The sequence below is a fragment of the Streptomyces sp. ISL-36 genome, assembly GCF_018614205.1.
Classification (GTDB): Bacteria; Actinomycetota; Actinomycetes; order Streptomycetales; family Streptomycetaceae; genus Streptomyces.
This window is the reverse complement of the sequence record NZ_JAGGOS010000199.1, coordinates 1-13,780: the sequence shown is the minus strand read 5'-3', so window position 1 is coordinate 13,780 and position 13,780 is coordinate 1. Positions and strand designations below refer to the sequence as shown.

12 protein-coding genes and 1 tRNA gene are annotated in these 13,780 nt (G+C 71.2%); 3 read left to right on the top strand and 10 right to left on the bottom strand.

What is annotated here, in order from left to right; translation table 11 throughout:
• From J7E93_RS35605 to J7E93_RS35595, 3 genes are all read right to left on the bottom strand, one after another.
• The coding region (locus tag J7E93_RS35605; RefSeq protein WP_215074182.1) for a tetratricopeptide repeat protein at positions 1-1,944 on the bottom strand (1,944 nt) is incomplete at its 3' end.
• A gap of 204 nt (positions 1,945-2,148) precedes the next feature.
• Positions 2,149-2,222 (bottom strand) — tRNA-Met (locus J7E93_RS35600).
• Between the two features lie 51 nt (positions 2,223-2,273).
• Complete coding sequence (locus J7E93_RS35595) at positions 2,274-5,252, bottom strand: UPF0182 family protein (protein ID WP_215074181.1); 2,979 nt, start codon at positions 5,250-5,252, stop codon at positions 2,274-2,276.
• A gap of 135 nt (positions 5,253-5,387) precedes the next feature.
• On the opposite strand from J7E93_RS35595, the gene J7E93_RS35590 reads away from it, so the two are divergent.
• The gene (locus J7E93_RS35590) at positions 5,388-5,942 is read left to right on the top strand and encodes a PPA1309 family protein (RefSeq protein WP_215074180.1); all 555 of its coding nucleotides are present in this window, start codon (positions 5,388-5,390) and stop codon (positions 5,940-5,942) included.
• Between the two features lie 67 nt (positions 5,943-6,009).
• Here the strand turns inward: J7E93_RS35590 and J7E93_RS35585 are convergent, their stop codons facing one another.
• From J7E93_RS35585 to J7E93_RS35570, 4 genes are all read right to left on the bottom strand, one after another.
• Positions 6,010-7,098, bottom strand: coding sequence for a PDZ domain-containing protein (locus tag J7E93_RS35585; RefSeq protein WP_215074179.1), 1,089 nt, complete (start codon positions 7,096-7,098; stop codon positions 6,010-6,012).
• A 74-nt stretch (positions 7,099-7,172) separates the two neighbouring features.
• Positions 7,173-7,403, bottom strand: a complete 231-nt coding sequence (locus tag J7E93_RS35580; protein ID WP_215074178.1) for a hypothetical protein — start codon at positions 7,401-7,403, stop codon at positions 7,173-7,175.
• A gap of 169 nt (positions 7,404-7,572) precedes the next feature.
• Complete coding sequence (locus tag J7E93_RS35575; protein ID WP_215074177.1) at positions 7,573-8,034, bottom strand: molybdenum cofactor biosynthesis protein MoaE; 462 nt, start codon at positions 8,032-8,034, stop codon at positions 7,573-7,575.
• 78 nt (positions 8,035-8,112) lie between these two features.
• Entirely contained in the window at positions 8,113-9,246 is a 1,134-nt protein-coding gene (locus tag J7E93_RS35570) for an SDR family oxidoreductase (protein WP_215074176.1), read from the bottom strand.
• A 191-nt stretch (positions 9,247-9,437) separates the two neighbouring features.
• Here J7E93_RS35570 and J7E93_RS35565 point away from each other — a divergent pair, with 191 nt between their 5' ends.
• Together J7E93_RS35565 and J7E93_RS35560 are read left to right on the top strand one after the other, a co-directional pair.
• Positions 9,438-10,892: a zinc-dependent metalloprotease gene (locus J7E93_RS35565; RefSeq protein WP_215074175.1), complete on the top strand. Its 1,455-nt coding sequence runs from the start codon at positions 9,438-9,440 to the stop codon at positions 10,890-10,892.
• On the top strand, positions 10,889-11,410 hold the full coding sequence (locus tag J7E93_RS35560) for an NUDIX hydrolase (RefSeq protein WP_215074174.1): 522 nt from the start codon (positions 10,889-10,891) through the stop codon (positions 11,408-11,410). The genes J7E93_RS35565 and J7E93_RS35560 overlap by 4 nt, the downstream gene beginning before the upstream one ends.
• 57 nt (positions 11,411-11,467) lie before the next feature.
• Here J7E93_RS35560 and J7E93_RS35555 read toward each other — a convergent pair whose 3' ends face one another.
• The 3 genes from J7E93_RS35555 to J7E93_RS35545 form a co-directional block, all read right to left on the bottom strand.
• Positions 11,468-12,223, bottom strand: a complete 756-nt coding sequence (locus tag J7E93_RS35555) for an AIM24 family protein (protein ID WP_215074173.1) — start codon at positions 12,221-12,223, stop codon at positions 11,468-11,470.
• 19 nt (positions 12,224-12,242) lie between these two features.
• Positions 12,243-12,923 carry an AIM24 family protein gene (locus tag J7E93_RS35550; RefSeq protein WP_215074172.1) on the bottom strand — a complete coding sequence of 227 codons (681 nt, stop codon included), beginning with the start codon at positions 12,921-12,923 and terminating at the stop codon, positions 12,243-12,245.
• Between the two features lie 13 nt (positions 12,924-12,936).
• On the bottom strand, positions 12,937-13,780 hold an 844-nt coding region (locus J7E93_RS35545), incomplete at its 5' end, for an AIM24 family protein (protein WP_215074171.1).

Genomic DNA, 13,780 nt, shown 5'->3' with positions numbered 1-13,780 from the left:
GCGCAGGGCGGCGCGCCCGTGCCCGGCACGGGCGGCACGGGTCCACCACAGGGCCGCCTCGCGCTCGCTGCCCTCGCGGGCCAGCAGCAGCCCGAGGTTGAAGGCGCCGTTGCGGCTGCCGGCCTCGGCCGCCTCGCGGTACCAGTGGGCCGCGTCGGCCACGTCCCCGCGGGCGGCGGCCAGCATGCCCACCCGTACCTGGGCGCGCCGGTGCCCCTGCTGGGCGGCGCGCTCGTACCACTCCTCGCACTCGCTCTTCTCCTCGCGCGAGGCGCCGAGCGCGGGCGGGCCCGGCTCGGGTCGGCGCGCGTCGAGGACGGTGGCGAGCCGGAACGCGGCCTCGGCGCTCCCGCCGCCCGCCGCGCACCGCAGATGCCGCTCGGCGGCCTGCTCGTCGCCGTCGCGCAGGCAGGCGATGCCCACCTGGAGCGCGGCCTCGGTGTGCCCGGCCGCCGCGGCGCGCTCGTACCAGCTCAGCGCCGTACGGTCGTCGTCGCGACCCGCGTAGAGGATGCCGAGGTTGAAGGCGGCGTCGACGCTGCCGGCCTCGGCGGCCTTGGAGAACCACGGCTCGGCGCCGCCCGCGTCCCCGGCCTGGAGGAGCAGCACGGCGAGCGCGTTGGCCGCCTCCCGATGGCCCGCGTAGGCGGCACGGCGGTACCACTGCTCGGCCTGCTGCGTACGGTCCTGGGCGGCGCAGAGCAGGCCGAGGTTGTACGCCCCGTTCACGTCACCCGCGTCCATGGCGGCGCGGTACCAGCGTTCGGCGGTCTGCTGCTCGCCGCGTGCGGCGTGCAGGGCACCGAGGGCGTTGGCGGCGTTGCCGTCGCCGTCCTGCGCGGCGCGCAGCCACCACACGGCGGCGCTCTCCTCGTCGCCGGCGTCGCGCAGCAGGAAACCGAGCGCGCAGGCGGCCTTCGCCTCGCCCTCCTTGGCGGAGCTGAGGTACCAGCGGCCGGCCTCCTTGAGCTCACCGCGCTTCTCCAGGATCGCGCCGAGGTGCAGCGCGGCGCGCCGGTGCCCGCGCGCGGCCGCCTGCCGGAACCACTGTTCGGCCTCGGCGAGCTCACCACCGGGCTGCGCGCCCACGGCCGCACCGCGGCCGGCTTCCGCGCCCGTCCCCGTCGTCCCCGTCGTACCTGTCGGACCCGTCGTACCCGTCCTCGCGCCCACACCCGTGCCCGGGCCCGTGCCCGTGCCCGTCCCCGTCCCCGTGCCCACGCCCGGCTCGTCCGTCAGCGCCTCGCGCGCGGAGCGGCGGCCGGTGGCGGTAGCGGTGGCCGGGGGGCCCGTCCCGGTGGCGTAGACGGAGGCGCGGCCCCGCTCCGACTCCGAGGCGCGCCTCTCCAGGGCGAGGGCCAGCCGGTAGGCGGCCTCGCGGTGGCCCTGCTCGGCGGCGGCGCGCAGCCAGCGCTCGGCGCCGACGTCGCTGCGGTGCTCCAGCAGATCGGCGAGGGCGTAGGCGCCCAGGGCGTGGCCCTGCTCTGCGGACTGGCGCAGCCAGTACTCGGCGGCCGGCTCGTCGCCCCGCTCGCGGTGGTGGCGGCCGAGCGCGTGGGCGGCGGGTGCGGAGCCCGCGACGGCGGCGACCCGCCACCAGCCGGCGGCCTCCTCCGCGTAGCCGCGCTGGTGCAGCAGAACGCCCAGGTTGTTGGCTGCGGCGCGGTCCCCCTCGGCGGTGGCGCCGCGCAGATACGGCTCCGCGCCGTCCAGGTCCCCCCTGCGCAGCAGCAGCGCGCCGAGCAGGCTCATGGACGCGGCGTCGCCGCTCTCGGCGGCGCGCCGGTGGCGTGCCTCGGTCTCGGTCTCGTTCTCGGCGGTGGTGTCAACGGTCGCATCGACGGCCACCACGGCCTCGATGATGTCATCCGCGGCACGCCTGGCGTGCCGCTGCACAAACCGCCCTGTCTCCAACAGAGTTGCCCTGTCCCCCATAAATTCCATCGTCGCACCACCCGCAACGCGCGTACACCTGGTATACCGCAGCCAGTGAGGTCACTTCAGCGTTTTGTCGACATGCCCACAGAGAGATAAGTCAAACACGTCTCGCCCCAACTCGCCCCACCCGCAACGCCCTTCGGGACCGGACGCCCTCCCCGGAACACGACAAGGGCCCGGATCCTGATGGATCCGGGCCCTTGCCTTCAGTAGCGGGGACAGGATTTGAACCTGCGACCTCTGGGTTATGAGCCCAGCGAGCTACCGAGCTGCTCCACCCCGCGTCGTTGTGACTTAAAGGTACCACGACGCGGGAGGGTGCCTGACCAGGCCGGTCAGCCGCTCGGCGGGCTCGGGCTGGTGGACGGGGTCGCCGAGGGCTTGGGAGCAGCGCCCCCGGCCGGCTTGTCGCCGCTCTTGCCGGTCTCCGGCTTCAGCTTGGCGCCTGCCTCCGCCGCCTGCTGGAGCGCCTTCTGCAGAGCGTCCTGCGCCTTGCCGTACGCCGTCCAGTCGTTCTTCTGCAGCGCCGCCTCACCGTCGTCGTACGCCTTCTGGGCGTCGGCGATGGCCTTCTTCAGGGCGGCGTCGTTGGTGGTCGGCGTCGTCGGCGGAGTGGTGCCGGGCTCCTCCGGCTGCTCCGGCGGCGTCGCACCCTCCACCCCGAAGACGGCGTTGAGCGCCTTGGTGAGGTTGTCCTCGAACACCGTGGTGTCCTTGGTGGTGTCACCGTCCGGCTGGTCCGCGTCCACGTACGACACCGCGACCTTCTTCAGCAGCGGATAGTGCGCGTTGCGGCCCTGGGCGTAGACCGGCTCGACGTAGAGGAAGCCCCCGTCGAGCGGCACCGTCAGCAGATTGCCGTACTGGATGTCGGAGTCGGCACCCTTCATGTCCCGCACGAAGGTGGCCACCGACGGAAGGCTGTTGAGCTTGTTCTGCACCTGCTCGGGTCCCGGGACCTCGGAGGTGACTCTCAACAGCCTTATACGGCCGTAGTCCTTGCTGTTGGCGTCGGCGTCGACCGCCATGAAGCCGCCCAGGTTGGGCCGCCCGTTCGGCGTGAACGTGGTCGTCAGCGAGAACTGCTGGGCGTCGTCCCCGGGCATCTTCATGCTCAGGTAGTACGGCGGGACCGCGTTGCCGTCCCTGTTGGTCGGGTCGTCCGGCACCTGCCAGGCGTCCGAGCCGCTGTAGAACTGCGCCGGGTTCTTCACGTGGTACCGGGTGAGGAGTTCGCGCTGGACCTTGAACATGTCCTGCGGGTAGCGCAGGTGCTGCATCAGCTCCGGCTTGATCGTCTCGCGCGGCTGCACGGTGTCCGGGAACGCCTTCATCCACGTCTTGAGGACCGGGTCGGCCGTGTCCCACTGGTACAGCGTGACCGTGCCGTCGTAGGCGTCCACGGTGGCCTTGACCGAGTTGCGGATGTAGTTGACCTGGTTCTGCTGGGCGACGACCGTGCGCTGCTGGTTGCCCACGGTCAGGGAGTCCGCCGTGGTGTCGCCGAGCGTGGTGCGCGAGGCGTACGGGTAGCCGTTCGTGGTCGTGTACGCGTCGACGATCCACTGGATCTTCTTGCCGACGACCGCCGGATAGGCGTCGCCGTCGATGGTCAGCCAGGGCGCGACCGCCTCGACGCGCTCCTTGGGCGTGCGGTTGTAGAGGATCCGCGAACCCTCGCCGATGGCCCCCGAGTAGAGGATCTGCGGCTCGCTGAACGCGACCGCGTAGGCGGCGCGGTTGAAGGTGCTGGAGAGGCTGACGCCGCTCCTGCCCTCGTAACTGGTGGTCTTCTCGCCGTTCTCCTCGTAGTCCAGCTCCTTCTGCGGGCCGCCGACGATGGAGTACTGATCCGTCTTCTCGCCGTAGTAGATCCGCTGCTGGTACGGGCCGAGCTGACCCGTGGTGGGCAGCCCCGCCTCGGTGAAGACCGGGGAGCCGTTGGCGTCCGTCTGCGTCCCCTTGGCCATGATCGCGCCAAAGCCGTGGGTGTACGTGAAGTGGTCGTTGATCCAGTTCCGCTTCGGGATGCCCTTGATGTTGAGCTCACGCAGACCCACGACGGTGTCCTGGCCGTTGTAGCGGTCCACGTCGAGGGTGGTGGGGAACTGGTAGTACTTCCGCTTCTGCTCCAGCTGCTGGAACGTCGGCGAGACGATGTTCGGGTCGATCAGCCGGTAGCTGGCGGCCGTGTCGGAGTCCGTGCGGAGCTGGTCCTTGGCCTTGACCGTGGACTTGCCCGAGTAGTTCTCCGGCTCCGTGCCCGCGATGTCGTAGGCCTTGCGGGTCGCGTCGATGTTCTTCTGGATGTACGGCGCTTCCTTGGCCTGCTCGTTCGGCTGGACCTGGAACTTCTGCACGATGGCCGGGTAGAGGCCGCCGATCAGGATCGCCGAGAGGACCATGAGCCCGAAGCCGATCACCGGCAGCTGCCAGGTGCGGCGCCACAGCGTCGCGAAGAACAGCACGGCGCAGATCGCGGCGATGCAGAAGAGGATCGTCTTCGCCGGGAGATAGGCGTTGGCGTCGACGTACCGCAGACCCGTCCAGTTCCCGGCCGCCTTGAAGTCGCTGGACTTCACGGCCAGTCCGTACCGGTCGAGCCAGTACGCCACGGCCTTCAGCGAGACGAAGACGCCGAGCAACACCGAGAGGTGGCCGGTCGCGGCGGCGGTGGCGCGCGTACCGGGGCTGGTGACGCGAAGTCCGCCGTACAGGTAGTGGGTCATCGCGGCGGCGATCAGCGACAGGATGGTGGCCGCGAAGCCGAAGGCCAGCAGGAAGCGGTACCAGGGCAGGTCGAAGGCGTAGAACGCCACGTCCAGCTGGAACTGCGGGTCCTTCTGGCCGAACGGCACGCCGTTCACCCACAGCAGCCAGGTCCGCCACTGGCCGGAGGCGGAGGCACCGGCGATCAGGCCCACCAGGGCGGTGATCGCGAGCAGCACCCACTTCTTGTACGGGGCCAGGCCCATGCGGTACCGGTCGAGGCTCTGCTGCTCCAGCGACATCGCGCTCAGCGGCGGCCGCAGCCGGTGGGCCAGCCAGATGTTCAGCCCGACCGCGAGCCCCATCAGCAGGCCGAAGACGGCGAACAGGCCGATCTTGGTCCACAGGGTGGTGGTGAACACGGACGAGTACTGGACCGAGCGGTACCACAGCCAGTCCGTCCAGAACCCGGCGAACATGACGAACAGCATGGCCAGGACGGCCAGCACACCCAGCGTCATGAGCAGCGTGCGGGCCCGCCGGGACGGCCGGCCGACTCTGATCCTTGGCCCGGACGGGCCTCCGCCGCCTCCGCGGTCCGGCATCTGGAAAGCCAACGTGCGCCCCTCGAGGTTGATGCGTCGATAAGCAGGCTCCGCGATCGTAGAGCCCACTGGTGCAACTTACTGAGGCTTTACCTAGTTCCCGACTTCGGGGCAGGAGGAGGCAGGATGTTCCCCATGTCCAACGTTTCCCCCTCCGGTACCCCCATGGCCGCGAGCCCCCTCACCCGCGCTGTGCTCGAGATCGACGAGTACGCCTCCGGCCTCGGGTGGGACCGGCCCGCCCGGCTCTTCGCCCTGGTCGACACCGCCCGGCTGCGCGCACAGGAGCCGGGACTCGCCTCCCAGCTCGGCCTCGAAGGCGGCGAAGCCGCCGCGTACACCCCGATCGAGCAGGAGGAGCTGCCCGCCGGGAAGCCCCTCGACGAGTTCCTCGGCACCATCGCCTGGCCCGACGCGGTGGCCGGCTGCGCGCTGACCGTGGAGCGGCTGATGCTGCCGCCCTCGGCGGAGGCGGCCGTGCCGGACGGCCTGGACGAGGCGGGCCTGGCCAAGTGGGTCGCCCGGCACCCGGACCGTCAGGAGGTCCGGATGACGGTGGCGGTGCTGCGCGACGGTGCCCGCGAGGCGGCGATCCGGCTGCGGGAGAAGGACTCCCCGAACGAGGTGCTGACCGGGGCGGACCTGGTGCCGGGCCTCGCGGACGCCCTGGCGGCGACGTTCGAGTCCTGAGCGACTCGCGATGAGGGGCGCCCCGGTCGTCGACCGGGGCGCCCCTCGCGTACGTACCGTCGGACGGTCAGCCCTTGGAGCAGCTGGGCAGGCTCTTCGTGTCGCCCTTGCGGAGCTTCTCCAGTGACTTCGTCGCGTCGTCGATGGTGTCCACCTTGATGAGGGTGAGGCCGTCGGGGATGTCGGCGGCGGCGGACTCGCAGTTGTCGGCCGGCGTGAGGAAGTACCGGGCGCCGGCGTCGCGCGCGCCGACCAGCTTCATCTCGATACCGCCGATCGGGCCCACCTTGCCCTTCTCGTCGATGGTGCCCGTGCCGGCGATGAACTTGCCGTCGGTGAGGGATCCGGGCGTCAGCTTGTCGACGATCCCGAGCGCGAACATCAGACCGGCGCTCGGCCCGCCGACATCGGCGAGCTTGATGTCGATGGTGAACGGGAAGACGTGGTCGGTGCCGGCCTGGATGCCGACGATCGCCCGGTCGCCCTCCTCGGACTTCACGGTGGTGATCGTGACCTTCCGGGTGGCGGTCGGCTCCTTGCCGGCCTTCTCGGCCGCGGCCGCCTCCTTGGCGGGGACGATCGTGAACTCGACCTTCTCGCCCGGCTTGCGCTTGGTCACCTGCTTGGCGACGTCCCCGGGCTCCGTCACGGGCACGCCGTCGACGGCCTTGACGACGTCGCCGGCGTGCAGGGTGCCCTGGGCGGGGCTGTCCTTCACGACGGAGGCGACGACGACCCGGGTGGTCACCGGGATGTCCAGCTCGCCGAGGGCGGCGACCTTGGCGCTCTCCTGGGACTGGGAGAACTCCTCGGCGTTCTCCTGGCTCGACTGCTCCTCGGTCTTGCCGTCCGGGTAGAGGGTTTCCTTGGGGACGACCACGTTGTCGTGGGCGAGCCAGCCGTAGACCGCCTCGACCATGTTCATCCGGTAGTCCGCGCTGGTGACGCGGACCGTCGTCATGTTGAGATGCCCGTCGGTGGGGTAGGTCTGACGACCCGCGATCTGGAGGACGGGCTCCCCCTTGACCTCGCCGAGGGTGTTGACGGTGGGACCGGGGCTCATCTCGGCGTACGGCACGGGTACGAGGACGCCCACACAGAGCAGAGTGATCAGGACCAGAGTGGAGGCGAGCATCGTCGCAGTGCGGCGTGGCATGGAACGACAGTACGGGACGGGCCTGTGAGTGCACCCGTGGGGCGGGTCCGTACGAGGCGGCCAGCGGTCGGAAGTCAGCCGGAGACGTGGCTACTGCGTACGGGGGAAGGCGAGGCCGTGGACGTCATCTCATGGTCGGCACCATCGGAACCGGAACAGGACCGCTCCATGACGTCCCTGAACCGTGCGTAGCCGGCGAGCTCGGCGACGTCCCCGATGGTCTTGTTCCGCGTAGCCCAGCTTCCCCATATCGCCGCGCCGACGACCGCGACAAGCGGAATCAGCAACCAGGCGAGCGCTGCCATTCCGACCTCCCATCCCCACTGAGCGACCGCAACCGACCGGGACCCGGTCGATCAGCAGATTAACGACTGCAGCAACAACGCTGCTGCCGGGGGCCCGGTTACGCAAATCGGGCGTTCGACTACGGGAGGTCGGCGCGGCGCCTTGCGGACGCAGGGGTGAGGCTGAAGGTCAGCAGGCTCCCACCCACTCCTCGGTGCCGTCGGAGAACGTCTGGTGCTTCCAGATGGGCACCTCGTGCTTGAGGTCGTCGATGAGCTTGCGGCAGGCCTCGAAGGCCTCGCCGCGGTGGGGGCAGGAGACCGCGACGACGACCGCGAGGTCGCCCACCCGCAGATCGCCCACCCGGTGGACGGCGGCCAGGGCGCGGACCGGGTAGTCGGCGACGACCTTCTCCGCGACCCGGCGCAGCTCGGCCTCGGCGGAGGGGTGGCAGGAGTACCCGAGCGTGTCCACGTCGGCTCCGCCGTCGTGGTTGCGCACGGTGCCCACGAAGAGGGTGGTCCCGCCGGCGGCGTCGTCACCGGCCGCGCGGAAGACCTCGTCGACCGAGAGCGGGGTGTCGCGGATCGCGAGAAGCTTGATCGGGTCGGCGGCGGCCTGCTCGCCGGGGTGATCGGAGGTACGTGCCATGGCCCCATGGTGCCGTACCGCACGGACATCGCGGAATAGCGTTTTCGACCGGTGGACCCGACCCTCCGTAGGAGGGTCCTACATGCCGCGCCGCTTCCGCATCTGCCGCACCAGCGCCGCCGTGCCGAGCAGGGCCACCGTCGCGCCCGCCGCACCGGCGGCCGTGGCGTCCTTGCGTCCGAGGCGGCGGCCCGCGACCGTGTGCCGGCCCTCGACCTCCTCCAGGAGCGCCGCGAGCACCTCCTCGTTGGTCCACCGGGGCCGCCAGCCCGCGTCGTGCAGCCGCCCCACGCTGACCACCCACGGGTGCATGGTGTACGCCAGGTCGCCCGCCGGGGACGGGGTGAGCCCGATCCGGTGCAGCCGTGCCGCCGCCCCCAGGGCCACCGCGGAGGGCAGCTCCATGCGGCGGATCCCGGAGAGCTCCTCGACCTCCTCCTGCTCGAGCCACCCGTCGCAGCCGACGGCGAACTCGCCTTCGACCTTCTCCAGGGCCGCGTACTCCAGGGCGCTGACCAGGTCCTCGACATGGCAGAACTGCCAGGTGGGTCGCGATCCGGCGACGACGAGCAGCCGAGGGGACTCGAAGTAGCGGGTGAGCGCCGTGTCCGTACCGCCCACCAGGACGGCGGGCCGGACCACGGTGACCTGCAGGCCCGGGTGGGCGCGGGGCGCCCGGCGGCCGAGCCGCTCGATCTCCAGCATGTCGCCGACGCCGGTGGCCTCGGCGGTCGCCCGCAGCTCGGCGTCCTCGGAGAGCGGGATGTCGTTGTCGGGCAGGGCGCCGTAGACCATGGCGGAGGTGCAGAGCACCACCCGGTGGACCCCCGCCGCCGCGGCCGCGGTGAGGACGGTCTGCGCGCCGCGCACGTTGTAGGCCGTTCGGGCGGCGGCGTCCGACTCCAGGTCGAGGTCGACGGCGAGGTGGACGACGACGTCCACACCGCGCAGCTTCTCGGCGATCGCGGGGTCGCGGACGTCGAGGATGTGCCACTGCGCCTCGGAGACCTCGCCCCGGCGCTCGTCGATCGCGACGACCTGCTTGATCTCGTCGGACGCCGCGAGGCGCCTGGTCAGCAGGTCGCCGACCCCGGAAGCGGCGCCGGTGACCGCGACCACGGGGCCGCGCCCGGCGGACCGGGTCGATCGGTTTCGCCTCTGGCGAACTTCGGCGCTATGCGCTGCGCGAACCTGAGGATCTGGGGAACTCACCGGGCGTCTCCAGCGGTTGTCTTCAGTACGTACACGAATGACGCGTACGTACCAGGTGGCGTCCATCCTGCCGCAGGCCACGGCCCGGCGGAGCACCGAGCCCATATCCGGCCCGGATGTCTACGCTGGTGGTGTGCAGCGGGCAGTCGCCGTCGGCAGGAAGCCGGCGGCCCTACGAGCCGAGGAAACCTGTGAGTGACACCCCATTCGGATTCGGCCTTCCGCCGGAGGAGCCGGAGGACGGCGACGAGGGCAAGAAGAAGGACCCCGCCGGAGGTGGCCAGGGGTCCGGTGGCCAGGGCGGCGGCAACCCGTTCGGTGCCAATCCGTTCGGTTTCGGCGGTCTGCCCGGCATGGGCGGGCCGGGCGGGGCGGACAATCCGTTCGCGGCGATGTTCGGCTCGCTGAACCCCAACGACCTGGGCGCGGCCTTCCAGCAGCTCGGCCAGATGCTCTCGTACGAGGGCGGCCCGGTGAACTGGGACATGGCGAAGCAGATCGCCCGCCAGGTGGTCGCCCAGGGCACGTCCGACGGCACCAAGGACGCCAGCGTCGGCCCGGCCGAGAAGGCTTCGGTCGAGGAGGCCGTACGCCTGGCCGACCTGTGGCTGGACGGCGTGACCTCGCTGCCGTCCGGGGCGAGCACGGCCGTGGCCTGGAGCCGCGCGGAGTGGGTCGAGGCGACGCTGCCGGCCTGGCAGCAGCTGGTGGACCCGGTCGCCGAGCGGGTCGGCGCGGCGATGGGCGATGTGCTGCCCGAGGAGATGCAGGCCATGGCGGGCCCGCTGATCGGCATGATGCGCTCCATGGGCGGCGCCATGTTCGGCCAGCAGATCGGCCAGGCGGTCGGCGCGCTCGCGGGCGAGGTCGTCGGCTCGACCGACGTCGGTCTGCCGCTCGGCCCGGCCGGCAAGGCGGCGCTGCTGCCGCTGAACATCGAGGCCCTCGGCAAGGACCTGGGCGTGCCCAAGGACGAGGTGCGGCTGTATCTGGCACTGCGCGAGGCCGCCCACCAGCGGCTCTTCGCCCATGTTCCGTGGCTGCGCTCGCACCTCTTCGGCGCGGTCGAGGGCTACGCCCGCGGGATCAAGGTCGACACCTCCAAGCTGGAGGACGCGGTCGGCCAGCTGGACCCCACGCACCCGGAGCAGCTGCAGGAGGCTCTGCAGCAGGGCATGTTCCAGCCCGAGGACACGCCGGAGCAGAAGGCGGCCCTGGCCCGGCTGGAGACGGCGCTCGCGCTGGTCGAGGGCTGGGTGGACGCGGTGGTCCACGAGGCCGCGAAGTCCCGGCTGACCTCGGCCGACGCCCTGCGCGAGACGCTGCGCCGGCGCCGGGCCAGCGGCGGTCCCGCGGAGCAGACCTTCGCGACGCTGATCGGTCTGGAGCTGCGCCCGCGCCGGCTGCGGGACGCCTCGCGGCTGTGGGCCTCGCTCACGGACGCGCGCGGTGTCGACGGCCGTGACGATCTGTGGGAGCACCCGGACATGCTGCCGACGGCGTCCGACCTGGACGACCCGGACGGCTTCGTCCACCGCGAGCAGCTCGACTTCTCGGAGCTGGACAAGATGCTGGGCGAGGCGGCCGGCAAGCAGGACCGGGCCGAGGACGCCGAGGACAACGACGAGGACGACACCGACAAGTGAGCCTGCACGACGACGCGGTTCTCGTACTGAAGGCGTACGAGAGCCAGGAAGAGCTGCGTCAGACCTACCTGGACCACCTGGCCGCGCACGAGGACGGCATGTGGAAGGCGTGCGGCGCCGGGCATCTGACGGCGAGCGCGCTGGTCGTCGATCCGGAGCGCGGCCGGGTGCTCCTGACGCTGCACAGGAAGCTCGGCATGTGGCTGCAGATGGGCGGCCACTGCGAGCCCGGGGACGTGACGGTGGCCGCGGCCGCGTTGCGTGAGGCGACGGAGGAGTCCGGGATCACCGGTCTGACGCTGCTGCCGGGCGGCCCGGTGCGCCTGGACCGGCATGCCATTCCGGCGCCCTGTCACTGGCATCTGGACGTGCAGTACGCGGCGCTGGCTCCGGCCGGCGCGGTGGAGGAGATCAGCGACGAGTCCTTGGACCTGCGCTGGTACGCGTACGACGAGGTGGCGGACGTGGCCGACGCGTCGGTGGTGCGTCTGATGCGGAGCACGCTCGACAGGCTGTAGTCACGGCATGGGTGAGGGGCGGTCGCCGTGGCGACCGCCCCTCACCCATGAACGGGCTCAGTTCCAGGCGTTGTTCTGGTTCTGGGCGTGCGAGCCGTGCTGACCGGCACCGAACTGGGCGGCGATGCCCTGGCCGATGGCGGCGTTCTGCGGCGGCATGACCTCGCTGGGCTGGACCAGGGCGAAGCCCTGCCCGAGGAAGCTGAGCTCCCAGCCCTCGCCCGTGTCGCCCCGGCGACGGCGGACGTTGGAGTTCGTCGTCTGCGCCTGCATCTGCACCCGCAGCCCGGTGGACCAGGCGACGATCGCGTCCGCGTCGACGTTGACGTACTTGTCGGGCGTGACGTGCATCATCAGCGGCTGACCGGAGGTCATCAGGGCGACCTTGCCGCGGCCGGAGATGTTGAGCTGGTACTTGCCGGAGCCGGAGACGCCATACTGGCTGTCCACGGCGATGACCTCGGTGTGCAGGGTCGAGTCCAGCGCCAGGACGTAGGCGCTGTCCACGGTCATGCCCTCCTGCTCGACCTCCACGACGTGGATGTACTGGGCGAGGTTGGCGAAGTAGACCGTGCCCTGGCCGGAGCAGCGCATGAGGTCAAGGCCCTCACCGGTGCGGGCGCGGGCCCGGCGCTGACTGGGCGTCTGGTACTCGCCGTCGAAGTCGACGAGTCCCTGGTAGGCCACCATGGCGCCCTTGCGGGCGAGGATGTCGTCCTGGCCGGTGAGGGCGACCCGCAGCAGCTGCGGGTTCTGGATGACGTACCGTTCCTGGCTCTGCTGCTCGGCGTGGTTGAAAAGCGGGCTCTGCATGGTGTGTTCTCGCTCCCCCTCAGCCCCGGATCCGCAGGCGGTCGGTGCTGTCCTCGCTCGGCTGTACGACGACGATGCCCTGGCCGGAGAAGGCCATCTGGAACGCCTCGCCGCTGCCCCGCCCGATCAGGGAGGAGGCCTTGAAGCTGCGCTTGCCCTTGACCTTGAGCGCCGGCGACCAGGCGACGAGCGCGTCCGGGTCGACGTACGTCTCGTCCTCGCCGCGGCCGCAGTCGACCACGATCGGCGTGCCGCGCGAGGTCAGGGCGACCCAGCCGGTGCCGGCGATCTCGACGTTGAACAGCCCCTGGCCGGCGAACTTGGCGAGGCCCTTGACCTTCTCCACGCCCCACTGGAGGTGGGCGTCGAAGGCGAGCAGGTTGGTGCCGTTGACGGAGAGCGAGTCGTTCTGAAGGTTGATCACGACGACGTCCGCGCCGTAGTCGGCGAGGTAGAGCAGGCCGTCGCCGGAGCACTTCATGATGGGCGCGCCCTCGCCGGTGATCCACTGCTGGGCCACCTGTCGGGCGGCGGGCGGGTTGGGCTCGTAGGTGATGAAGCCCTCGTAGGCGACCATCGAGCCGGTGCGCGCGTACAGGTCCTGGCCGGAGGCCATGGCGACCTGCAGCATCGTGCGGCCGTGGTTCTCCATCCGGGCCACGACCGGGGTCGGGGCGAAGCCCGCGAGTTGCTGGTTCATTCTTCGGGCTCCCTCAGACCTCGTAGGGCTGGACGACGATGAAGTTGCCGGGGGCACCCCGGAACTGGAGGTTCACCGTCTCCCCGCTGTGTCCGGGGTACGCGTTGCGGCGCAGCCGGACCTGGCTGGAGAGGATCACCTGGGACGCGGACGACCAGGCGACGACGGCGTTGCAGTCGGCGAAGGTGGTCGGCGTGACGGGCAGGACGACCGGGATGCCGTGCGTCTTGACGACGACCGTGCCGGTGCCCTGGAACTGCATGGTGAACAGGGCGCCGCCGGGGATCCCGTGGCCCTCGATCCGGCGCACCTCGTACTGCAGGGACTCGTCGAAGGCGAGCACGTTCTCCGCGGAGACGCAGATGCCGTCGCCCTGGAGCTCGATCGGGTGGAGGTGGGCGCCTTCCTCGGCGAGGAAGACCTGGCCGCGGCCGGTGCAGCGCATCAGCTGCATCTCCTGGCCGGTGGCGTTGCCGACAATCCGCCCGGCGAAACCGGCTCCCTTGTGGCTGAACTCGACCTTGCCCTGGTACATGACCATGCTGCCCTGGCGGGCCAGGACGGGAACGCCGCCCATCGCCAGGTCGACCCGCATGAGCTGCTGGTTCTGCGGCGTCCAACGGGCGCCGGTGGCGGTCTCCTTGTACGGCTGGAGCGCGGCGGCGAGCCCGGCGCCGGCGGCCGGGACGCCCTGGGGAACCCCCTGCGGGACGCCCATCTGGCCCGGCATGCCGGGGGGCTGCTGACCGAACGCGGGCTGGCCGTAGCCGGGAGCGGGCTGGCCGTACGGCGTGGGCGCGCCGGGCGGCGGAACCTGTCCGGGGACCTGGCCGAACTGCGGCTGCTGGGGCGGCTGC